The sequence below is a fragment of the Kitasatospora sp. NPDC093679 genome (genome assembly GCF_040683455.1).
Classification (GTDB): domain Bacteria; phylum Actinomycetota; class Actinomycetes; order Streptomycetales; family Streptomycetaceae; genus Kitasatospora; species Kitasatospora arboriphila.
In genome coordinates, this window is the sequence record NZ_JBFBDW010000005.1 from 179,923 (window position 1) to 200,669 (window position 20,747).

Here is a 20,747-nt window from a genome sequence, read left to right on the forward strand (position 1 = left end):
CGCCGGAATCCGCGGATTCCGGCGCCCCACTGCTGTCCGTCCGGGTCGGACGCGCGCCCGGCGCGCTACGGGCAGCGCACCACCTGGCCGGCGTACGCCAGACCGCCGCCGAAGCCGAACAGCAGCACCGGGTCGCCCGAGCGCAGTTCCCCGCGCTCGACGAGCTTGCTGAGGGCGAGCGGGATCGAGGCGGCCGAGGTGTTGCCGGAGTCCACCACGTCGCGGGCGATCACCGCGTCCGGGGCGGTGCCGAGCTTGGCCGCGATGGCGTCGATGATCCTCAGGTTGGCCTGGTGCGCGACGAAGCCGCGCAGCTCCGACGGGTCCAGCCCGGCCTTGAGGCAGGTCTCGCGGGCCAGCGGGGCGATCCGGGTGGTGGCCCAGCGGAACACCGCCTGGCCCTGCTGGCTGATGGTCGGGTCCCAGCCGGTGATGACCACCGCGTCGCCCTTCGCGGGCTCCGAGCCCCACACGACCGGGCCGATGCCGGCCTGCTCGTCGGGGACGGCCTCCACCACCGCCGCGCCGGCCCCGTCGCCGAAGATCACGCAGGTGGAGCGGTCCGTCCAGTCGATGGTGTCGGACATCCGCTCGGCGCCGATCACCAGGGCCCGGGTGGCCGCGCCGGCCCGCAGCGCGTGGTCGGCGGTGGCCAGCGCGTACGAGAAGCCCGAGCAGACGGTGTTGATGTCGTACGCGGCCGGGGCGGTGATGCCGAGCCGGGCGGCGACCGCGGCGGCGGTGTTGGGGCTGCGCTCGACCGCCGTGCAGGTGGCGACCACCACGAGGTCGACCTCGTGGGCCTGGCGCCCGCTCGCGGCGAGCGCCTTCTGCGCGGCCTCGGCGGCGAGGTCGACGAGCGTCTCGTCGACCGCGATGTGCCTGGTGCGGATGCCCACCCTGGAGCGGATCCACTCGTCGTCGGTGTCGACCAGCTTCGCCAGGTCGTCGTTGGTGAGGACCTTGGGCGGCTGGTAGTGGCCGAGCGCCACGATGCGGGAGGCGGTCATACATCAACTCAACCGGGTTACCCATCAGTCGCCCGGTGACGCACCGGAACAGTATCCGGGGAGTTTGGCTGTAGAAGGGTGACAAATCCCCGCAAACCGCAGGGTCAGACGGCCAGTGCCGCGGCGTCGCCCATCGCGATGACGGGGTGGGCGGCCGGGTCGAGGGCGCGGATCAGCTCGATCATGTTCGCCTCGGGCAGCGAGACGCAGGCGTGCGTGGGGCCGCCGTGGTCGACGTGCAGCCAGACGCCGCCGCCCTTGGCCTTGCCCTCGGGCGACGCGGTGTCCAGCGGGGAGCGGCCGGCCACCCGGTTGTAGTTGATCGCCACCACGTAGTCGAAGGAGCCGGCCAGCGGCTCGCCGTTGAAGCCCTTGCCGCCGACCACGAAGTTCGGGTCCTTGTCGTAGGGCAGCTTGCTGCCCGGGTCGGCCTTGCGGCCGCCGGCGTCGGTGAGGCCGAAGACGCCGATCGGGCTGTGCAGGTCGCCGGACCGCTTCTCCGCGGACCAGCCCTTGTAGCCGTTGTGGGCCGCCCACGCCTGACCGGCCCGCCAGCGGCCGTCCGGGGTGCGCGTCCAGAGCGTGACGACGGTGTCCGCGGAGTCCTTGTCCTTGCCGGAGGCGACCACGACCTGCTTGGTCTCGGCCGGGATCCTGGCGAGGAAGGACGGGCCGAGACCGGGGATCGCCGCGACCGTCCCGTCGGTGCGGTCGGAGCGGTCCGCGGTGGACGGGCCCTCGGTGTGGCCGCCGGCCGACAGCGGGGCGATGTCGGCGTGCGTGGTGTCGGCCTCGGGCCGCTCGGCCGCGCCGGCACTGGTGAACGAGGGGAGGGACCGGCCCTGGCCGACCGTGAACCAGCCGGCCGTGGCGGCCAGCAGCACCGCCGTACCGCCCATCAGGGCCTTGCCGCCGCGGCGCTTCGGCTTGGCCTTCCGCCGGTGTCCGCGCGGCCGTGGTGCCTGACCGTCCGCACTGCTGCGGGGACCCGGCACGTCGGCCGGGTGGACGTGGCTGGTGGCGCGATGGGAACCGGACATGGGGACGATCCTCCCAAAGTCCCGGGCCTGGACGAAACCCGGGGCGTGTGGTGAGCCTGTGAGCATACGCGGTCGGCGGGGCGCCAGTGGAAAGGCTGCGCCGATCGGACAAACCCCGTAGGGGTGTTGTCGCGGCCGGGGCGCGCGGGCGCCGGACACGCGCCGGGGCCCGTCGGCGCGGTGCCGACGGGCCCCGGTGCGGCGGCGCGGCACGGCCGCCCGCGACTGGCGGGGTGTCAGAGGCGCATCGCCTGCGGCGTCTCCCGGCGGGACGGGTCCGGGCCGTCGTACTCGCGGATGACCTCGTAGCGGGTGTTCCGCTCGACCGGGCGGAAGCCCGCGTCGCGGATCAGGTCGAGCAGGTCGTCACGGCCGAGCTTGTTCGGCGTGCCGAAGTTGTCCGCGTCGTGGGTGATCTTGTACTCGACGACCGAGCCGTCCATGTCGTCGGCGCCGTGGCTGAGCGCCAGCTGCGCGGTGGTGACGCCGTGCATCACCCAGAACACCTTGACGTGCTGGACGTTGTCGAAGAGCAGCCGGGAGACCGCGAAGGTCTTCAGCGCCTCGGCCCCGGTGGCCATCTCGGTGCGGTCCATCAGCCGGTTGCGCACGACGCCGTCCTTGGAGTCGTGGAAGTCGTGCTGGTAGCGCAGCGGGATGAAGACCTGGAAGCCGCCCGTCTCGTCCTGCAGCTCGCGCAGCCGCAGCACGTGGTCGACCCGGTGCCGGGGCTCCTCGATGTGGCCGTACAGCATGGTGCACGGGGTCTTGAGACCCTTCTCGTGCGCCAGGCGGTGGATCCGCGACCAGTCCTCCCAATGGGTGGCGTGGTCCACGATGTGCTGACGGACCTCCCAGTCGAAGATCTCCGCGCCGCCGCCGGTGAGCGACTCCAGACCGGCGTCGATCAGTTCGTCGAGGATCTCGCTCGCCGTCAGGCCGCTGATCTTCTCGAACCAGTGGATCTCGGTGGCGGTGAAGGCCTTCAGCGAGACGTTCGGCAGCGCGGCCTTCAGCTCGCGCAGCGAGCGCGGGTAGTAGCGCCAGGGCAGCGTCGGGTGCAGGCCGTTGACGATGTGCAGCTCGGTGAGGGACTCGACCTCCATGGCCTTGGCCAGGCGGACGGCCTCCTCGATGCGCATGGTGTACGCGTCCTTCTCGCCCGGCTTGCGCTGGAAGGAGCAGTACGCGCAGGAGGCGCTGCACACGTTGGTCATGTTGAGGTGGCGGTTGACGTTGAAGTGGACGACGTCGCCGTTCTTCTGCGTCCGCACGTGGTGGGCGAGACCGCCCAGCCAGGCCAGGTCGTCGCTCTCGTAGAGCGCGATGCCGTCCTCGCGGGTGAGCCGCTCGCCCGCGTAGACCTTCGCCTCCAGCTCGCGCTTCAGCCCTGCGTCCATGCGGTGACCCCGCCTCTCGTACCTGCCGAAACAATGCCGGAACCGAGCCTACGCCTCGGTATGCGGGGCCCGGCCACAGGGGCGCGGGAAGCCCGCGGCGCGGCGGCGACCAGTCCGGGGGGCGGGGACATCGGTCCAGGGGCGTCCTGCCCCCTGGGGGACCGCTCAGCGGGCGAGCAGCTCGCCGAGGAGGGCCGGGTCGAGGTTGCCGCCGCTGACCACGGCCGCGGCGACCCGGCCGCCGACCTCGGAGGCGCGGTGGAACCAGGCGGCGGGGGCGACCGCGCCGGACGGCTCGGCGACCAGCCGGCCGCGGCGGGCCAGCAGGGCGACGGTGTCGCGGATCTCGTCCTCGGTGACGGTGACGATGTCGTCCACGTACGCCTGCAGGTGCCGGAAGGGGAGCTTGCCGACCGAGGGGGTACGCAGGCCGTCCGCGACGGTGCGGTAGGTGTCGGCGACCGGCCAGGCGAGGTGCTCGCCGGCCCGCAGGCTGGCCTGCGCGTCGGCGGCGAGTTCGGGTTCGACGCCGACGATCCGCACGCCCGGGCAGGCGAGCTTGAGCGCGGCGGCGGTGCCGGAGATCAGGCCGCCGCCGCTGACCGGCACCAGCACGGTGTCCAGCTCGTCGGGGGCGTCCTCGGCGATCTCCAGGCCGACGGTGCCCTGGCCGGCGATGATGTGGCGGTCGTCGTACGGGGGCACCCAGACGTAGCCGTGCTTCTCGACCAGCTCGGCGGGCAGGGTGTCGCGCTCGTGCGGCGGGACGAGGACGACCTCGGCGCCGAAGCCGCGGGTGTTCTCGACCTTCACCGCCGGGGAGGTGTCCGGCATCACGATGACGGCCTTGATGCCGAGCAGGCCGGCCGCGTAGGCGACCGCCTGCGCGTGGTTGCCGCTGGACTGGGCGACCACGCCGCGCGCCCGCTCCTCGGCGGTCAGCGCCGCGAGCCGGTTGTAGGCGCCGCGGATCTTGAACGCGCCGGTCGGCTGGAGGCTCTCCGGCTTGAGCCAGAGGCGGCGCTCGCCGTCCGCCGCCCACGGGCAGGGCAGCAGGGGGGTCCGTACGGCCACCCCGGCGATCCGCTGCTGCGCGGCGCGCAGCTCCTCCAGTCCGACCAGCGTCATCGTGTCACTCCTCCGTCGTCCGCGGGGTCACTCGCCGGAGCCCAGCGGCAGGTCGCTGACCCGGCTCTCCCACTTGGTGGACAGTACGACGGTCGTACGGGTGCGGGCCACGCCCTTGGTGCCGGAGATCCGCTTGACGACCGATTCCAGCCCCTCCACGTCCGGGACGCGCACCTTGAGCATGTACGAGTCGTCGCCGGCGATGAACCAGCAGTCCTCGACCTCGGAGAGGTCCTTGAGGCGGTGGGCGACGTCCTCGTGGTCGGCGGCGTCGGTGAGCTGAAGACCGATCAGGGCGGTCACGCCGAAGCCCAGCGACGCCGGGTTGACGGTGGCGCGGTAGCCGGTGATCACCCCGGCCTGCTCCAGCCGGTTGATGCGGTCGGTGACGCTCGGACCCGACAGGCCGACCAGTCGGCCGAGCTCCGCGTACGAGGCGCGGCCGTTCTCCCGCAGTGCCTGGATGAGCTGTCTGTCCACTGTGTCCATATACCTGCCAGCGCCCTTCCGAACCTCACCGGACCCGAGATCATTATCCGGATTCGAAGGCGGCGTACGCCCGTCAACCCGGATATCGCAATGAACATACTCTCCCGATCCGCACGGTCTCACTCTGCCTTGGCCGCAGCGCCCAGTTCGCCGTCCCAGCGGCGGTAGAGCGCGTGCGGCACGCCGACCGCGTCGAGCACCCGGCCGGCCACGAAGTCGACCAGTTCGCGGGCGGTGGAGCCGCCCGCGTAAAAGCCGGGCGAGGCGGGCAGCACCACGGCGCCCTGCGCGTCCAGCTCGACCAGGTGCTTCAACGTCACCCCATTGAGGGGTGTCTCGCGCAGGCACACCACCAGCGGGCGACGCTCCTTCAGGGTGACGGCGGCGGCCCGCTGCAGCAGGTCCTTGCTGAGGCCGAGCGCGATGCCGGCCACCGCGCCGGTGGTCGCCGGGACGACCAGCATGCCCTTGGCCGGGTAGGAGCCGGAGGACGGGCCGGCCGCGAAGTCGCCGGCCGACCAGTGGCGGACGCCGTCGAGGTCGTCGGTGCCGATCCAGCGGGCCAGGTCCTCGCGCCAGTGGGCGTCCCGGTAGGCGATGCCGGTCTCGTCGAGGATGGTCAGCCGGGCGGCGCGGGAGACCACCAGGTCGACCGCCTCGCCGGCGGCGAGGAGCGCCCGGATCACCGACGCCGCGTACGGCGTCCCGGACGCGCCGGACACCCCCACCACCCACGGCCTGCGCACCTGCGAATCGTTCATGCTCCGACCCTAGGCCGTGGGGCACCGGGGGCGGGGCAGTGGCCCGGGAGCGCTGCGCCGGGCGGGCCGGGCGGGGCAGGATGGACGGCATGGCGCCGACGCTGATCGACCTCACCCATCCGCTCACCACCGGCATGCCGGTCTACCCCGGCGACCCGGAGGTGGAGCTTCGGCCCGCCCTCACCACCGACACCGCCGGGGTCAACGTGCTGGCGCTGCACCTGGGTTCGCAGGCGGGCACGCACGTGGACGCCCCGTACCACGTGGACGTGACCTGGCCGACGCTGGACGGGCTGCCGCTGGAGCTGTTCACCGGCCCGGCGGTGGTCGCGGACCTGCGCGGGCTGGCCCCGCGCAGCGCGGTGACGGCGGATCAGCTCGCCCCGGCGCTGGCCGAGTGCACGCCGGGCGCGGTGCTGCTGCTGGCCACCGGCTGGCCGCGGCACTGGGGCAGCGAACTGTACCTGGCGCACCCCTACCTGTCCCGGGAGGCCGCGGAGGCGATCGTGGCGGCGGGGGTGCGCACCGTCGGGGTGGACGCGCTGTCGGTGGACCCGACGCCGGAGCAGGGACCGGCCGATCCGGCGGTGGCGGCGCTGCTCGCGGAGCTGGCGGACGAGCACGACCCGGCGGGCCAGGAGCCCTCGCTGGCCGCGCACCGGGTGCTGCTGGGCCGGGACGGCGGCGGGGTGATCGCCGAGAACCTCACCGACCTGACCCCGCTGCTGGCGGCCCGGGAGGCGGGTGCGCCGGTGGAGGTGTCGCTGTTCCCGCTGCGGCTGGCGGCGGCGGACGGCGCGCCCGTCCGGGCGGTCGCGCGGGTGGGCTGACGGTCCGCCAATAGGTCTAGACCACGATCGGGAGGGCCGGATAGGCTCCCGCCATGGCAGAGATCTCCGGTGTCGTGGAGCGCATCTGGCGCTACCCGGTGAAGTCCACCGGCGGCGAACTCCTCGACGCGGTCGAGGTGGACGGGCGCGGCCTGGCCGGCGACCGGCTCTACGCGGTGCGGGACGGCTCCGGCAGGTTCGGTTCCGGCAAGAACACCCGCCGCTTCCGGCGGATGGACGGCCTGCTGCGGCTCTCCTCCCGGCTCGGCCACCGGCTCGACGCCCCGGAGCTCCTCGACCCGCTCGGCAGCCCGGTCGAGGACCCGGACGCCTTCCTCCGCGCCTACCTGGAGCGCGAGGACGTCGCGCTCGCCCGCGAGGACGCCGTCTCGCACTTCGACCAGCTGCCCGTCTCGGTGCTCACCACCGCCACCCTGGACTGGGTGCGCGCCGAGGTCCCGGACGCCGTCGTCGACGAACGGCGCTTGCGCCCCAACGTCCTGTTGCGCACCCCGCCCGGCACCCCGCCGTTCACCGAGGACGGCTGGTTCGGCCGTGAGGGCCGGTTCGGCGACGGCGTCCGGCTGGCCTTCGTCCGGGCCAGCGAGCGGTGCGCGATGGTCGGCGCGCCGCAGCCCGGGCTGCCGCACGCACCGGAGATCCTCCGCGCCGTCGCCCGCGGCCACGACAACCGGCTGGACGCCCTGGCCACCGTGGTCTCCCCCGGCCGGCTGAGGGTCGGCGACCCGTTGGTCCTCACCGCCGGGTAGCGCGGCCGTACGCCGCCGGCGGCACGCTTCAGCCGACGACGGCGACCGGGGCGTCCCAGGCGTTGCGGTCGACGGTCAGCGTGACACCGCCGTGGGTCTCCCTCCGGTCGACCCGGTACTGGTGGCCGCGGCGGTGGCCGGTGAAGAGCCCGGCGGCGAAGGGGAAGCCCGTCACGGTGTCCTCCACGTCGTCGTACTCCGCGTACCAGAGCGCCGTCGGCAGGTCCGGGACGCCGTCCGCCGCCGCCCGGGCGATGCCCGCGGCACCGGAGGCGGCGAAACCGTAGAAGCCCGGCCGGTAGCCGCGCGCCTCCACTGCCCGGTCGAAGGAGCGGGTGTACGCGAGGACGGCCGCCGCGCACGCGGTGTCGGCGGCGTCGTAGGACTCCACGTCCAGGTAGAGGGTGCTGCCGGGCCTCATGCCGAGGGCCCCGGCCGCGGCCACCGCGTCCGCGCCGTCCGCGGACCCGAGGTCGACCGCCGTGCCGGCGGTGAGCTTCTCCGGGTCGCTGCCGCTCCGGCAGGGCGGCTGCGCGCCGACGTACAGCGGGATCAGCCGCCAGCCGGTGGCCGTCACCGAGGCCACCCAGGACAAGGTCAGCTGCGGCTGGGCGCAGCCGCGGTTCCTGCCGCCGATGTAGACCGCCGCCGCGCCGTACGGCGAGGTGCCGTGCCAGGCGTTCATCGCCGACGGTGCGGGGGCGGTGCAGGTGTCGAAGGCGAGGCCGGTGAAGACCGCCGGGTCACCCGTCGGGGCCGCGGCGGAGGCCGACCCCGGCGGGGCCGCGGCGGAGGCGGTGGGCGGGGTCCGTGCGGGCGGCGGCGCGGAGGTCCCGCCGGCGGGGGCGGCCGCGGCCGTCCGGTCGGCCGGTCCGACGACCCCGGCCCGGGCGGTCAGCGCCGCACCGCCGAGCACGGCCACGGCCGCGACGGACAGCGCGGCGGTACGGCGGCGCGGGGATCGTTCCTTCGGCACGCGGGCCCCTCCGGGACGGACGACAGGTGGCACGAAGACCTATCACCCGCCGCCGCGGGGCGCCGCGGCAGGGCCGCTCAGGCGCCGCTCAGGCCGCGCCGCCGCCCGGACCGACCAGGCAGAACGGGTGGCCCGCCGGGTCCACGTACACCCGCCAGCCGGGCTCGGCGGCCTTGCGCACCGCGCCGAGCGCCAGCACCTTCTCCTCGGCGACGTCGAGGTCCTCGACGTCGACGTCCAGGTGCAGCTGCTGCGGGTGGGCCGGGTCCGGCCACATCGGCGGACGGTAGTCGTCGACCCGCTGGAAGCCCAGCACCATGCCGTCGGGGGTGTGGACGGTCGACCACTCGGCGTCCAGCGACCAGCGCGGGTCGGGGCGGTCGATCTCGCCGCCGAGCACGGCCGCGTAGAAGTGGGCCAGCCCGGCCGGGTAGTGGCAGTCCAGGACGACGCACTGCAGCTTGCCGATCATCGGTGACCACTCCTCGGGATAGCGGCGGCTCCTGCCGTCCTCCATGGTCCCCCGCCACTGCCCGCGGCGCCCGGAGCGCGCGGCGGGCGCGGCGGGCGCGGTGGCACTTCGCCCGGGCGCGGCACCGTCATCGCAGGTCGCGGCGGTCACCGACGGTCCGTCAGGTGGCGTAATGCTGCGGCAACCCGGACGCCATCGGGGCGGCCCTATGGTCGTGGCCGACCCCGGCCGTACCACCACCCCGACCCCGGAGCAGCAGCGATGACCAGCGAGAACACCGTCCGCCCCGGTGTGCGGCGGCCGCGCGCCGACCGTGCCCGGCAGGTCGCGGACGTGCTACGGCGCCAGGTGCTGGCCGGTGTGTTCACCGGCGGTGCGCTGCCCCACGAGGAACGGCTGGCCGAGGAGTTCGGCGAGTCCCGGAACACCGTCCGGGAGGCGCTGGACCTGCTGCGCACCGAGGGGCTCGTCCGCCGGGTGCCCGGGTCGGGGACGCTGGTGCTCGCCGACAAGGTGCCGCACGGCCTGAACCGGCTGCAGGGCCTCGCCGAGACGCTGCACGAGCACGGCGAGGTGGTGAACGAGGTCCGCTCCCTCGGCCCCGTCCGGGCGCCGGGTCCGGTCGCCCGGCGGCTCGGCCTGCCGGAGGGCGCCGACGTCGTCTACGTCGAGCGGCTGCGCCGGCTGAACGGGCTGCCGCTCTCGCTCGACCTGACCTATCTGGTGCCGGACCTCGGTGCCGGGCTGGACGCCGCCGACCTGGCGCACACCGACGTCTTCCGGCTGATCGAGGAGGCCGCCGGGCAACCGCTCGGCAGCGCCGAGATCACCCTGGAGGCGGTCAGCGCCGACGCGCACTCCGCGAGCGTCCTGGAAGTCCCGCGCGGAGCCGCCCTGCTGATGCTGGAGCGGCTCACCACGCTCGCCGACGGGCGTCCCGTCGACCTCGAATACGTCCGCTTCCGCGGCGACCGGCTCACCATGCAGGGCCGGCTGCTGCGCGACATCCCGTAGGGAGCCCGCCGATGGCGCTCGCCGACCACCGTTCCGACGTGCCCGTGACGATCGACGCCTCGCTCTGCATCGACGGCTGCACGCTCTGCGTCGAGATGTGCCCGCTGGACTCGCTGGCCGTCGACCCGGACACCCACAAGGCCTACATGCACGTCGACGAGTGCTGGTACTGCGGCCCGTGCGCCGCCCGCTGCCCCACCGGGGCCGTCACCGTCAACATGCCCTACCTGCTGCGCTGAGGAGAGAGCCCGCCATGCCCCGCCCAGGACGCGTCACCCGGCCGCTGCTGGCCGCCGCCCTGTTCGCCGCCGCGACCGCCTGTTCCTCCGCCTCCGCCACCGGCGACGGCACCGTGCAGGTCGTCGTCGGCTACCAGTCGAAGACCATCAACACCGTCACCGCGGGCACCCTGCTGCGCGCCCGGGGCTGGTTCGAGCAGCGGCTGGCCGAGCAGGGGAAGAAGGACGGGAAGAGCTACGAGGTCGTCTGGCAGGACTACGACTCCGGCGCGCCGATCACCGCGCAGATGCTCGCGGACAAGATCGACATCGGTTCGATGGGCGACTACCCGCTGCTGATCAACGGCTCCCGCGCGCAGGAGGCCGGCGGTCCCGGCACCCGGCTGGTCTCGATCACCGGCTACAACCCGCTCGGCGCGCTCAACGGCGTCGTGGTGCCGAACGGCTCGCCCGCGCACACGCTGGCCGATCTCAAGGGCAAGCGGGTCTCCACCTCGGTCGGCTCGGCCGCCGACGGCACCCTCGTCCAGGCGCTGCGGAAGGCCGGCGTCCCCGACGGTGCGATCCAGAAGCAGAACCAGCAGCCGGCCGTCGGCGCCTCCGCGCTGAAGGCCGGCAGCGTGGACGCGCTCGCCCAGTTCGTCGCCTGGCCCGGCGCGGTGGTCTTCGCCGGCGACGGCCGCCTGCTGTACGACGGCGCCGCGCTCGGCCGCCCCACCCTGCACGGCGTGGTGGTCCGGCAGAAGTACGGCGCCGCGCACCCGGAGGTCGTCCGGGCCTTCCTGACCGCCCAGGCCGACGCCACCGCGTACCTCAACGCGCACCCGCTGGAGGCCAGCCGCACCGTCGCCGGGGCGACCGGACTGCCGGCCGAGGTCGTCCACCTCTACAACGGCCCGAACGGGATCGCGACCTTCGCCACCCCGCTGCGGCCCGAGCTGGTCGACGCACTCCGCCAGGACGTGCCCTTCCTGAAGTCGGTGGGCGTGCTCAAGGCCCTCGACGTCGAGAGGTTCGTCGACCCGTCCTACCTGGCGGCCGCCGCCCTGCCGGAGACCGCCCCCGCCCGGATCACCGGCACCGACCCGGTCTGCGGCCGACCGGTCACCGACCCGCGGCAGGCCGGCGAGCTCTGGCTCCAGGGCGAGGAGACCACCCGGCCGGCCGCCGGCCCGGTCTGCCTGCTGCGCGCCGTGAAGGCGGCGGCCGCCGCCGGGAAGAAGCTCCGCGCCGCCTACGTGCCGGACGCCGCCACCGGCACCCGCTGGTTCGCCGACCGGGACCACTGGGTGCAGGACGGCGCCGCCCTGCTGCCCTTCACCACCGAGGACGGCTCCGCCGCCTACCTCGCCGCCCACCCCGGCGCCCGCGCCGTGGGCTGGGACGAAGCCCTGGCGGCGGCGTGAGCACCGCGGTGCGGCCCGCGCCGCCCGCGACCGCCCGCGGGGGCACCGCCCGGCCGCTCCCCCGGCAGGCCGGACGCCGCGCCGTGCGGGCGGCCGCCCTGCTCGGCTTCGTCGGGCTGTGGCAGCTGTTGACGTCCCACCAGGTGCAGCTGTGGGTGCGCTTCGACCACCTGCCGACGGCCCTGCAGGTCGGGCAGGCCTTCGGCCGGCAGCTCGGCACCGGTCAGTACTGGCAGGACCTCGCGGACAGCCTGCGGCGGATCGGCCTCGGCTTCCTGCTCGCCGCCGTCCTCGGCACCGCGGTCGGCGTGCTCACCGCCCGTTCGCGGTGGGCCGCCGACCTGCTCGGACCGGTGCTGGAACTGATCCGGCCGATCCCGGCGATCGCCCTCGTACCGGTCGCGATCATGCTCTTCCCGGAGAACGAGCAGGGCATCGTCTTCATCACCTGCACCGCCGCGTTCTTCCCGATCACGGTGTCCACCCGGCACGCCGTGCGCGCCGTTCCGCCGCGCTGGGAGGAGGCCGTGCGGACCATGGGCGGCGGCCGCGCCCGGGTGTTGGCCTCGGTGGTGCTGCCGGGCGCCCTGCCGGGCGTGGTCGGCGGCCTGTCGGTCGGCATCGGGGTGTCCTGGATCTGCGTGATCTCCGCCGAGATGGTCTCCGGGCAGTACGGGGTCGGCTACCGCACCTGGCAGGCCTACACGGTGCTCGACTACCCCGGCGTCTTCGTCGGGATGGCCACCATCGGCCTGCTCGGGTGGCTCACCTCCGGTGCCGTCGAGCTGACCGGCCGCCGGCTGACCGCCTGGCTGCCGCCGCGTGCCGGCGGCGACGACCCGAGAGGAGGCCGGGGATGACCCTCCGGCTGACCGCCCGGAACCTCGGCCTCGGCCACCCGGGCCACCCGGTGCTGCACGGCGTCGACCTCGACGTCGGCCCCGGCGAGGTGCTCACCGTCGTCGGCCCGTCCGGCGGCGGCAAGTCCACCCTGCTGCGGGCGCTCGCCGGGCTGCTGCGGCCCGACGCCGGCGAACTGCTCGCCGACGGCGAGCCCGTCCTCGGCCCGGGCGCCGACCGCGCCCTGGTCTTCCAGGACGACGGCCTGCTGCCCTGGCGGACGGTGCGGCGCAACGTCGAACTGCCCCTCGCCGTCCGCAGGGTGCCGCGGTCCCTGCGCGGCGCGCCCGCCGCCGAATGGATCGGCCGCGTCGGGCTGGACGGCCTCGCCGACCGGCTGCCGCGGGAGCTCTCCGGCGGGCAGCGGCAGCGCGTCCAGCTGGCCCGGGCCCTGGTCGGCGAGCCGCGGGCCGTCCTGATGGACGAGCCGTTCGGGGCGCTCGACGCCCAGACCCGCGCCGCCATGCAGCGGCTCCTGCTCGCCGTGTGGGAACGGCAGCGCTGCACCGTCGTCTTCGTCACCCACGACGTCGACGAGGCCCTGCTCCTCGGCGACCGGATCGCCGTCCTCGGCGGCGGCACCGTGGCCGCCGTCCACGAGGTGCCGTACCCGCGGGACGGTGCGCGCCGCACCGACACCGCGGTGCTCGCCCTGCGCGAGCGGATCCTCGCCGCGCTGTAGGACGCGGCCGCCACGACCGCACGGGTGCCCCGGACCGACCACCCGGGGCGATCGAAAGGAGAACCGATGGAGATCCCCGACCTCGCGGATGCGCGGCTGCTGGAGTGCGACGTGCTGGTCGTCGGCGGCGGGACCGCCGGCACCATGGCCGCGATCAGTGCCGCCGAGGCCGGCGCGGACGTGCTGCTGCTGGAGAAGGCGCACGTCCGGCACTCCGGCGCCCTCGCCATGGGCATGGACGGCGTCAACAACGCCGTCGTCCCCGGCCGCGCCGACCCGGACGACTACGTCGCCGAGATCACCCTGGCCAACGACGGCATCGTCGACCAACGCACCGTCCGGCAGACCGCGACCCGTGGCTTCGCCATGGTGCAGCGCCTGGAGCGGTACGGCGTGAAGTTCGAGAAGGACGAGTACGGCGAGTACCAGGTCCGCCAGGTGCACCGCTCCGGCAGCTACGTGCTGCCGATGCCGGAGGGCAAGGACGTCAAGAAGGTGCTCTACCGGGTGCTGCGGCAGAAGCACATGCGGGAGCGGATCACGATCGAGAACCGGGTGATGCCCGTCCGGGTGCTCACCTCCGGCGGCCGGGCGGTCGGCGCCGCCGCCTTCGACACCCGCAGCGGGGAGTTCGTCGCCGTCCGGGCGGGCGCGGTCGTCCTTGCCACCGGGCCCTGCGGACGGCTCGGCCTGCCCGCCAGCGGCTACCTGTACGGCACCTACGAGAACCCGACCAACGCGGGCGACGGCTACGCCATGGCCTACCACGCCGGCGCCGAACTCAGCGGCATCGAGTGCTTCCAGATCAACCCGCTGATCAAGGACTACAACGGCCCGGCCTGCGCCTACGTGGCCAACCCCTTCGGCGGGTACCAGGTCAACCGGCACGGCGAGCGCTTCGTCGACTCCGACTACTGGTCCGGGCAGATGATGTCCGAGTTCGCCGCCGAACTGGCCTCCGACCGCGGCCCGGTCTACCTGCGCACAACCCATCTGCCGGAGGAAACCGTCCGGGCCCTGGAAGGCATCCTGCACACCACCGAGCGTCCCAGCCGCGGCACCTTCCACGCCGGACGCGGCCACGACTACCGCACCCACGACGTGGAGATGCACATCTCCGAGATCGGCCTGTGCGGCGGGCACTCGGCCGCCGGGGTCCGGGTGGACGAGAACGCCGCCACCACCGTGCCCGGCCTGTACGCGGCCGGCGACCTCGCCTGCGTCCCGCACAACTACATGATCGGCGCCTTCGTCTTCGGCGACCTCGCCGGCACCCACGCCGCCGCCCACCTGCCGGCCGAACGGGCCGAACTCCCCGAGGACCAGCTGAAGGCCGCCCACGAGCTGGTCTACCGCCCGCTGCGGAACCCGGACGGCCCGCCGCAGCCCCAGGTCGAGTACAAGCTGCGCCGCTTCGTCAACGACTACGTCGCCCCGCCGAAGACCGGCGCACGGCTCTCCGTCGCCCTGGAGCACTTCGAGCGGATGCGCGGCGAGATCGCCGCCATGGGCGCCCGCACCCCGCACGAGCTGATGCGGGCGGTCGAGGTCGACTTCATCCGGGACTGCGCCGAGATGGCCGCCCGCTCCTCGCTCGCCCGCGAGGAGAGCCGCTGGGGGCTCTACCACGAACGCACCGACCACCCCGGGCGGGACGACCGGCGCTGGTTCCGCCACCTCGACCTGCGGAAGAACGCCGACGGCGCGATGGAGTTCCTCACCCGGCCGGTCGCGCCCTACCTCGTCCCGGTGGAGGGGCTGGAGCCGCCGGGCGGTGAGAGCGAACTGATCGGCGAGGTCCACCCGCTCGTCGTCGGCCGCACCGGGACCACCACCGGCGCCTCGGCGGCACCGGCCTCCCCGGGCCCGGCCGCCGCCTCGCCCCGGCTGCTCGACCTGCTCCGGCTCGCCGAGGACGGGCCCGACCCCGCGGCCCTCGCGCCCTACCTCCGGGACGGCTCCGCCGACGTGCGGCGCACCGCCGTCACCGTCCTCACCGAGCACGCCGGCGAAGGGACGGGCCGGGCCCTGGCCGCTGCCCTCCACGACCCCGACGGACGCGTCCGGGCCGCCGCCGTGGCCGGCCTGCGGGAGCTCGCCGACGTGCTCGACCCCGCGCTCGGCCCCGCCCTGGCCTCCGCGGCCGCCTCGGCGGACCCCGTCGTCCGGTCCGGGGTGCTGGAGCTCTCCCGGGTGCTGCGGACGGGCTCGCGCGCCCTGTTCGCCGCCGGGGCGGCCGACGAGGAGGTTCCCGTGCGGCTGCAGGCCGTCCGGGGACTCGTCTCGCTGAACGCCGCGTCGGCCCTGGTCGGTGTCGCCGCGGACCCGGCCCGGGAGGTCCGGGTGGCCGTCGGCGAGGGCCTGGGGACGATCGGCGACCCGATGGCCGAGGGGGCGCTGCTGCGGCTGGCCCGGGACGGCGATCCGCTGGTGCGGGCCGCGGCCCTCGACGGAGCTGCCGGGATCGGCTGCCCGCCGGCCCTCGCCGGGCTGGCCGCCGCCGCCGACCCGGCCTGGCAGGTCCGCAAGGCCGCCGCCGGGGCCCTCGCCGCCGCCGGGCGGACGGCACCGCTGCTCGCCCTGCTGGCCGACGGGAACGCGGACGTCCGCAAGGCGGCCGTCCGCGCCCTCACCCCGACAGCCGCCGAACCCGCCGTCGGGTCGGCCCTCCGCGAGCGCCTCGCCGACCCGGACGCCGACGTCCGCGCCTACACCCGCCTGGCCCTTCGGAACGCTCCCGGCACGTAGGGGCGCCCTCACCGGGACGGCGGAGCGACATCGGGGCCGCCCTGTCAGACGGTCAGGCCCCGGAGGACCAGGTCGAGCAGGGCGAAGCCGAAGAGGGAGATGCCGACGAAGCCGTTCGTGGTGAAGAAGGCCCGGTTGAGGCGGGAGAGGTCGCCGGGCTTGACGATGCTGTGCTCGTAGAGGAAGGCGCCGACGACCACCGCGAGGCCGACCCAGAAGGCGGGGCCGGCGTCGGTGAGGACGGCGTACCAGGCGAGCAGCGCGACGGTGACGGCGTGGCAGGCGCGGGCGCCGTACAGCGCCGCCGCGATCCCGTACCGGGCCGGCACCGAGCGGACGCCCTCGGCGCGGTCCGCGGCGACGTCCTGGCATCCGAAGATCAGGTCGAAGCCGCCGATCCAGACGCCGACGGCGAGGCCGAGCACCACGGCGTCCCAGGACCAGGTACCGGTGACGGCCAGCCAGGCGCCGATCGGGCCGGCGGCCTGGGCGAGGCCGAGGATGGCGTGCGGGAAGTCGGTGAACCGCTTGCCGTACGGGTAGACGACCATCGGCACGACGGCGACGGGGGCGAGCGCCAGGCAGAGCGGGTTGAGCAGGGCGGCCGCGCCGAGGAAGACGACGAGGGCGACGGCGGAGCCGACGTAGGCGGTGCGCAGCGACACCGCGCCGGTGACGAGTTCGCGGCCGGCGGTGCGCGGGTTCCGGGCGTCGATCTCGCGGTCGATGATCCGGTTGGCGGCCATCGCGAAGGTCCGCAGGCCGACCATGCAGACGGTGACGACGAAGAGTTCGCCCCAGTGCACCCGGCCGTCGGCGAGGAACATCGCGGTGAGCGCGGCGATGTACGCGAAGGGCAGCGCGAACACCGAGTGCTCGATCATCACCAGCCGCAGGAAGGACTTGACCTTGCCGGGCGGGACCTCGAAGGCGGCCGTGGTCACAGTCCGTACTCCTTCCAGCGCTTGGTGACGAGGGCGGCGGTCTCCGGGTCGGAGGCGACCATCTCGGGCCAGCCGCCGTCGCGGGTGTAGCCCTCCTCGGGCAGCTTGCGGGTGGCGTCGATGCCGGCCTTGCCGCCCCAGAACTGCTGGTAGGAGGCGTGGTCGAGGTGGTCGACCGGGCCCTCGACGACGGTCAGGTCGCGGCTGTAGTCGACGTTGCCGAGCGCCCGCCAGGCGACCTCCTGGTAGTCGTGCACGTCGCAGTCGGCGTCCACCACGACGATCAGCTTGGTGAGCGACATCATGTGGGCGCCCCAGATGGCGTGCATGACCTTCTGGGCGTGCTTCGGGTACTTCTTGTCGATCGAGACGATCACGCAGTTGTGGAAGCCGCCGGCCTCGGGCAGGTCGTAGTCGACGATGTCCGGGATGATGATCTTCAGCAGCGGCAGGAAGAAGCGCTCGGTGAACTTGCCGAGCGGCCCGTCCTCGGTCGGCGGCCGGCCGACCACGATGGACTGCAGCAGCGGGCGGCGGCGCATCGTGACGCAGTCGATGGTGAGCGCCGGGAAGGGCTCCTGCGGCGTGTAGAAGCCGGTGTGGTCGCCGAACGGGCCCTCGGGGAGCATCTCGCCGGGCTCCAGCCAGCCCTCCAGCACCACCTCGGCGTCGGCGGGCACCTGCAGCGGGACGGTCTTGCAGTCGACCATCTTCACCCGCTCGCCCTGCACGAAGCCGGCGAACAGGTACTCGTCGATGTCGCCGGGCAGCGGCGCGGTCGCGGCGTAGGTGACGGCGGGCGGGCAGCCGAAGGCGATCGCGACCGGCAGCCGCTCGCCGCGCTTGGCGGCGACGGCGGCGTGGTTGCGGCTGTCCTTGTGGATCTGCCAGTGCATGCCGATGGTGCGCCGGTCGTGCCGCTGCAGGCGGTACAGGCCGAGGTTGCGGACGCCGGTGTCCGGGTCCTTGGTGTGGGTGAGGCCCAGGTTGAAGAAGGAGCCGCCGTCCAGCGGCCAGGTGAAGAGGGCGGGCAGCTGCTCCAGGTCGACGTCGTCGCCGGTGAGGACGACCTCGTGGACGGGCGCGTCGGTGGTCTTCACGTTCTTCGGCGGCACGTGGGCCATCGAGGCGAGCTTGCCGAAGGCGTCCCGGAAGCCGGTGAAGCCCTGCGGCAGCTCGGGCCGGAGCAGGCCGGCGATCTTCTCCGAGATGTCGTCGGGGGACTTCAGGCCGAGGGCCTTGGCGAGCCGGCGCTCGGTGCCGAAGACGTTCATCGCCAGCGGCATGGACGCGCCCTTGACGTTCTCGAAGAGCAGCGCCGGGCCCTTGGCCTTCTGCACCCGGTCGACGATCTCCCCGATCTCCAGGTACGGGTCCACTTCGGTCTTGATCCGCTTGAGGTCGCCCTCGCGCTCCAGGGCGCGGAGGAAGGAGCGGAGATCGTCGTATGCCATGCCTGTCAGTATCCGACACCGGTTACCCTGGCCCCGCCAAGAGGGGCCCTGTTCGCCGTTCCGGGGGAGACCGACGCCGTGTTGAGAGTTGTGCCGCCGCTGCTTCTGCTCGCGCTCTGGGTGTGGGCGTTCATCGACTGCCTGACCACGCCGGAGGAGGAGGTCCGCTACCTCCCCAAGGTCGCCTGGGTGATCATCGTGCTGCTCTTCCCGCTGGTGGGGTCGGTCGCCTGGCTGGTGGCCGGGCGCAACCGCGCGCGGTCCCGCGGCCGGGCCGTGCCCTGGCCGGCCGGCGCCACGGCGGGCTTCCCCGAGTACGAGCGGCCCGCGGAGCGCTACGTGGCCCCGGACGACAACCCGGAGTTCCTGGCCTCGTTGAAGAAGGACAACGCGCGGCACGAGGACATGCTCAAGCAGTGGGAGTCCGACCTCCGCCGGCGCGAGGAGGAACTGCGCCGAAAGGACGAGCCGGAGGACGATCCGCGCGGCTGAACCGAATTTGGCGCTTCCCTACCATCCGGGAGCCCGACGGCCGCCGCGCGCCGTAGGAACCGCACGCCCCAGGCCCGCCCCGCGGACCGGGGGCGAGCCGTGCGCGAACGCTCCCCGACACCCGTCCTGACCTGGACGATCGGGGGTCCGGCCACCCCCTGTGACGGGCCCCGCGGACCCCCCGGCCGCACCCTGCGGGACGGTCGGCGCGGTGTGCCCCACTGTGTGCCCTGTACAGCTTCTGGGGCCCGACCTTGTACGGAATCGACGCCGAGCGGCGGCGGCCCTCCCTCGTAGTGTCGTAGGTGAAGAAGTGTTCGCCGGAGCAGCAGCCGCGTACCGCAGGCCGCCTGCCGGGACAGTTCCCTCACACTTGGAGTGGTTCGAGATGACGGTTCTGCACGATGCGCCGGTCGGCGGAGAGATCCCCGCGATCCCGGCCGACGCGCGCGGGCGGGTGGCCGAGCTGCACGAGCTCCGGGAGCAGGTCCGGCGGGGTCCCAGCGAGAAGGCCACCGAGGCCCAGCACGCCAAGGGCAAGCTGACCGCCCGCGAGCGGATCGACCTGCTGCTCGACGAGGGCTCCTTCCACGAGGTGGAGCCGCTGCGCCGGCACCGCGCCCAGGGCTTCGGCCTGGAGGCGAAGAAGCCGCACACCGACGGTGTGGTGGTCGGCTGGGGCACCGTGCACGGCCGGACGGTCTTCGTCTACGCGCACGACTTCCGGATCTTCGGCGGCGCGCTGGGCGAGGCCCACGCGCAGAAGATCCACAAGATCATGGACATGGCCATCGCGGCCGGTGCGCCGCTGGTGTCGCTGAACGACGGCGCCGGCGCCCGCATCCAGGAGGGCGTCACCGCCCTCGCCGGCTACGGCGGCATCTTCCAGCGCAACACCAAGGCCTCGGGCGTGATCCCGCAGATCTCGGTCATGCTCGGCCCCTGCGCCGGCGGCGCCGCCTACTCCCCCGCGCTCACGGACTTCGTGTTCATGGTCCGGGAGACCTCGCAGATGTTCATCACCGGCCCGGACGTCGTCCAGGCCGTGACCGGCGAGAAGATCACCCAGAACGGCCTCGGCGGCGCCGACGTGCACTCCTCGGTCTCCGGCGTCTCGCACTTCGTCTACGACGACGAGCAGTCCTGCATCGAGGAGGTCCGCTACCTCCTCTCGCTGCTGCCGCAGAACAACCGCGAGATGCCGCCGGCCAGCTCCACCGACGACCCGGTGGAGCGCCGCAACGAGAGCCTGCTCGACCTGGTGCCCGCGGACGGCAACCGCCCGTACGACATGCGCAAGGTCATCGAGGAGGTCGTCGACCACGGCGAGTACCTGGAGGTCCACGAGCGCTGGGCGACCAACGTCATCGTGGCCCTGGCCCGGATCGACGGGCACGTGGTCGGCCTGATCGCCAACCAGCCGCAGTCGCTGGCCGGCGTGCTCGACATCAACGCCTCCGAGAAGGCCGCGCGCTTCGTCCAGATGTGCGACGCCTTCAACATCCCGATCGTCACCCTGCTCGACGTCCCCGGCTTCCTGCCCGGTGTCGACCAGGAGCACGGCGGCATCATCCGGCACGGCGCGAAGCTGCTCTACGCCTACTGCAACGCCACCGTGCCGCGGATCTCGCTGATCCTGCGCAAGGCCTACGGCGGCGCCTACATCGTCATGGACTCCCGCTCCATCGGCGCGGACCTGTCGTTCGCCTGGCCGACCAACGAGATCGCCGTGATGGGCGCCGAGGGCGCCGCCAACGTGATCTTCCGCCGCGACATCGCCGCGGCCGAGGACCCGGAGGCGATGCGGGCCCAGAAGATCAAGGAGTACAAGAGCGAGCTGATGCACCCGTACTACGCGGCCGAGCGCGGCCTCGTGGACGACGTCATCGACCCCGCGGAGACCCGCCAGGTGCTCGCCGCCTCGCTCGCCATGCTCCGCACCAAGCACGCCGACCTGCCGAGCCGCAAGCACGGCAACCCTCCGATGTAACC

The 20,747-nt window shown here is 73.8% G+C and carries 20 protein-coding genes; 10 read left to right on the forward strand and 10 right to left on the reverse strand.

Annotation, left to right across the window (positions count from 1 at the left end; all coding sequences use genetic code 11):
• Positions 1-65: 65 nt before the first annotated feature.
• From AB0O09_RS06855 to AB0O09_RS06880, 6 genes are all read right to left on the reverse strand, one after another.
• A complete protein-coding gene (locus AB0O09_RS06855) occupies positions 66-1,010 on the reverse strand; it encodes a beta-ketoacyl-ACP synthase III (protein ID WP_344621390.1) in 945 nt (314 codons plus the stop codon).
• A gap of 104 nt (positions 1,011-1,114) precedes the next feature.
• Positions 1,115-2,050, reverse strand: a complete 936-nt coding sequence (locus tag AB0O09_RS06860; protein ID WP_363540520.1) for a hypothetical protein — start codon at positions 2,048-2,050, stop codon at positions 1,115-1,117.
• Positions 2,051-2,286: 236 nt separating this feature from the next.
• Complete coding sequence (gene mqnE / locus AB0O09_RS06865) at positions 2,287-3,450, reverse strand: aminofutalosine synthase MqnE (RefSeq protein WP_363540521.1); 1,164 nt, start codon at positions 3,448-3,450, stop codon at positions 2,287-2,289.
• A 165-nt stretch (positions 3,451-3,615) separates the two neighbouring features.
• Positions 3,616-4,578, reverse strand: coding sequence for a threonine/serine dehydratase (locus tag AB0O09_RS06870; RefSeq protein WP_363540522.1), 963 nt, complete (start codon positions 4,576-4,578; stop codon positions 3,616-3,618).
• 27 nt (positions 4,579-4,605) lie between these two features.
• Positions 4,606-5,067, reverse strand: a complete 462-nt coding sequence (locus tag AB0O09_RS06875) for an Lrp/AsnC family transcriptional regulator (protein WP_344621386.1) — start codon at positions 5,065-5,067, stop codon at positions 4,606-4,608.
• A 119-nt stretch (positions 5,068-5,186) separates the two neighbouring features.
• On the reverse strand, positions 5,187-5,828 hold the full coding sequence (locus AB0O09_RS06880; RefSeq protein WP_344621385.1) for a UbiX family flavin prenyltransferase: 642 nt from the start codon (positions 5,826-5,828) through the stop codon (positions 5,187-5,189).
• 89 nt (positions 5,829-5,917) lie between these two features.
• On the opposite strand from AB0O09_RS06880, the gene AB0O09_RS06885 reads away from it, so the two are divergent.
• Complete coding sequence (locus AB0O09_RS06885; RefSeq protein ID WP_363540523.1) at positions 5,918-6,658, forward strand: cyclase family protein; 741 nt, start codon at positions 5,918-5,920, stop codon at positions 6,656-6,658.
• 53 nt (positions 6,659-6,711) lie between these two features.
• A complete protein-coding gene (locus tag AB0O09_RS06890; RefSeq protein WP_363540524.1) occupies positions 6,712-7,428 on the forward strand; it encodes an MOSC N-terminal beta barrel domain-containing protein in 717 nt (238 codons plus the stop codon).
• A gap of 28 nt (positions 7,429-7,456) precedes the next feature.
• Here the strand turns inward: AB0O09_RS06890 and AB0O09_RS06895 are convergent, their stop codons facing one another.
• Both AB0O09_RS06895 and AB0O09_RS06900 read right to left on the reverse strand, forming a co-directional pair.
• Positions 7,457-8,404, reverse strand: a complete 948-nt coding sequence (locus tag AB0O09_RS06895; RefSeq protein ID WP_363540525.1) for a glycoside hydrolase domain-containing protein — start codon at positions 8,402-8,404, stop codon at positions 7,457-7,459.
• Positions 8,405-8,492: 88 nt separating this feature from the next.
• Positions 8,493-8,876 (reverse strand): VOC family protein, encoded by a 384-nt coding sequence (locus AB0O09_RS06900; protein WP_363540526.1) that lies wholly within the window; start codon positions 8,874-8,876, stop codon positions 8,493-8,495.
• Positions 8,877-9,137: 261 nt separating this feature from the next.
• On the opposite strand from AB0O09_RS06900, the gene AB0O09_RS06905 reads away from it, so the two are divergent.
• The 6 genes from AB0O09_RS06905 (at position 9,138) to AB0O09_RS06930 (ending at position 15,865) form a co-directional block, all read left to right on the forward strand.
• Positions 9,138-9,890, forward strand: a complete 753-nt coding sequence (locus tag AB0O09_RS06905) for a GntR family transcriptional regulator (protein WP_363540527.1) — start codon at positions 9,138-9,140, stop codon at positions 9,888-9,890.
• An 11-nt stretch (positions 9,891-9,901) separates the two neighbouring features.
• Complete coding sequence (locus tag AB0O09_RS06910; protein WP_363540528.1) at positions 9,902-10,129, forward strand: ferredoxin family protein; 228 nt, start codon at positions 9,902-9,904, stop codon at positions 10,127-10,129.
• 14 nt (positions 10,130-10,143) lie between these two features.
• Positions 10,144-11,535, forward strand: coding sequence for an ABC transporter substrate-binding protein (locus AB0O09_RS06915; RefSeq protein WP_363540529.1), 1,392 nt, complete (start codon positions 10,144-10,146; stop codon positions 11,533-11,535).
• 8 nt (positions 11,536-11,543) lie between these two features.
• Positions 11,544-12,395 (forward strand): ABC transporter permease, encoded by an 852-nt coding sequence (locus AB0O09_RS06920; RefSeq protein ID WP_363540573.1) that lies wholly within the window; start codon positions 11,544-11,546, stop codon positions 12,393-12,395.
• Positions 12,392-13,117 (forward strand): ABC transporter ATP-binding protein, encoded by a 726-nt coding sequence (locus AB0O09_RS06925; protein WP_363540530.1) that lies wholly within the window; start codon positions 12,392-12,394, stop codon positions 13,115-13,117. Before AB0O09_RS06920 ends, AB0O09_RS06925 begins: the two co-directional genes overlap by 4 nt.
• Positions 13,118-13,183: 66 nt before the next feature.
• Positions 13,184-15,865, forward strand: a complete 2,682-nt coding sequence (locus AB0O09_RS06930) for a fumarate reductase/succinate dehydrogenase flavoprotein subunit (RefSeq protein WP_363540531.1) — start codon at positions 13,184-13,186, stop codon at positions 15,863-15,865.
• A gap of 44 nt (positions 15,866-15,909) precedes the next feature.
• Here the strand turns inward: AB0O09_RS06930 and mqnP are convergent, their stop codons facing one another.
• Together mqnP and AB0O09_RS06940 are read right to left on the reverse strand one after the other, a co-directional pair.
• The gene (mqnP, locus tag AB0O09_RS06935) at positions 15,910-16,809 is read right to left on the reverse strand and encodes a menaquinone biosynthesis prenyltransferase MqnP (RefSeq protein ID WP_363540532.1); all 900 of its coding nucleotides are present in this window, start codon (positions 16,807-16,809) and stop codon (positions 15,910-15,912) included.
• Positions 16,806-18,263, reverse strand: a complete 1,458-nt coding sequence (locus AB0O09_RS06940; RefSeq protein WP_363540533.1) for a menaquinone biosynthesis decarboxylase — start codon at positions 18,261-18,263, stop codon at positions 16,806-16,808. The genes mqnP and AB0O09_RS06940 overlap by 4 nt, the downstream gene beginning before the upstream one ends.
• Before the next feature lie 78 nt (positions 18,264-18,341).
• On the opposite strand from AB0O09_RS06940, the gene AB0O09_RS06945 reads away from it, so the two are divergent.
• Both AB0O09_RS06945 and AB0O09_RS06950 read left to right on the forward strand, forming a co-directional pair.
• Positions 18,342-18,755 (forward strand): PLD nuclease N-terminal domain-containing protein, encoded by a 414-nt coding sequence (locus tag AB0O09_RS06945; RefSeq protein WP_363540534.1) that lies wholly within the window; start codon positions 18,342-18,344, stop codon positions 18,753-18,755.
• A 388-nt stretch (positions 18,756-19,143) separates the two neighbouring features.
• A complete protein-coding gene (locus tag AB0O09_RS06950) occupies positions 19,144-20,745 on the forward strand; it encodes an acyl-CoA carboxylase subunit beta (protein ID WP_363540535.1) in 1,602 nt (533 codons plus the stop codon).
• Positions 20,746-20,747 lie beyond the last annotated feature (2 nt).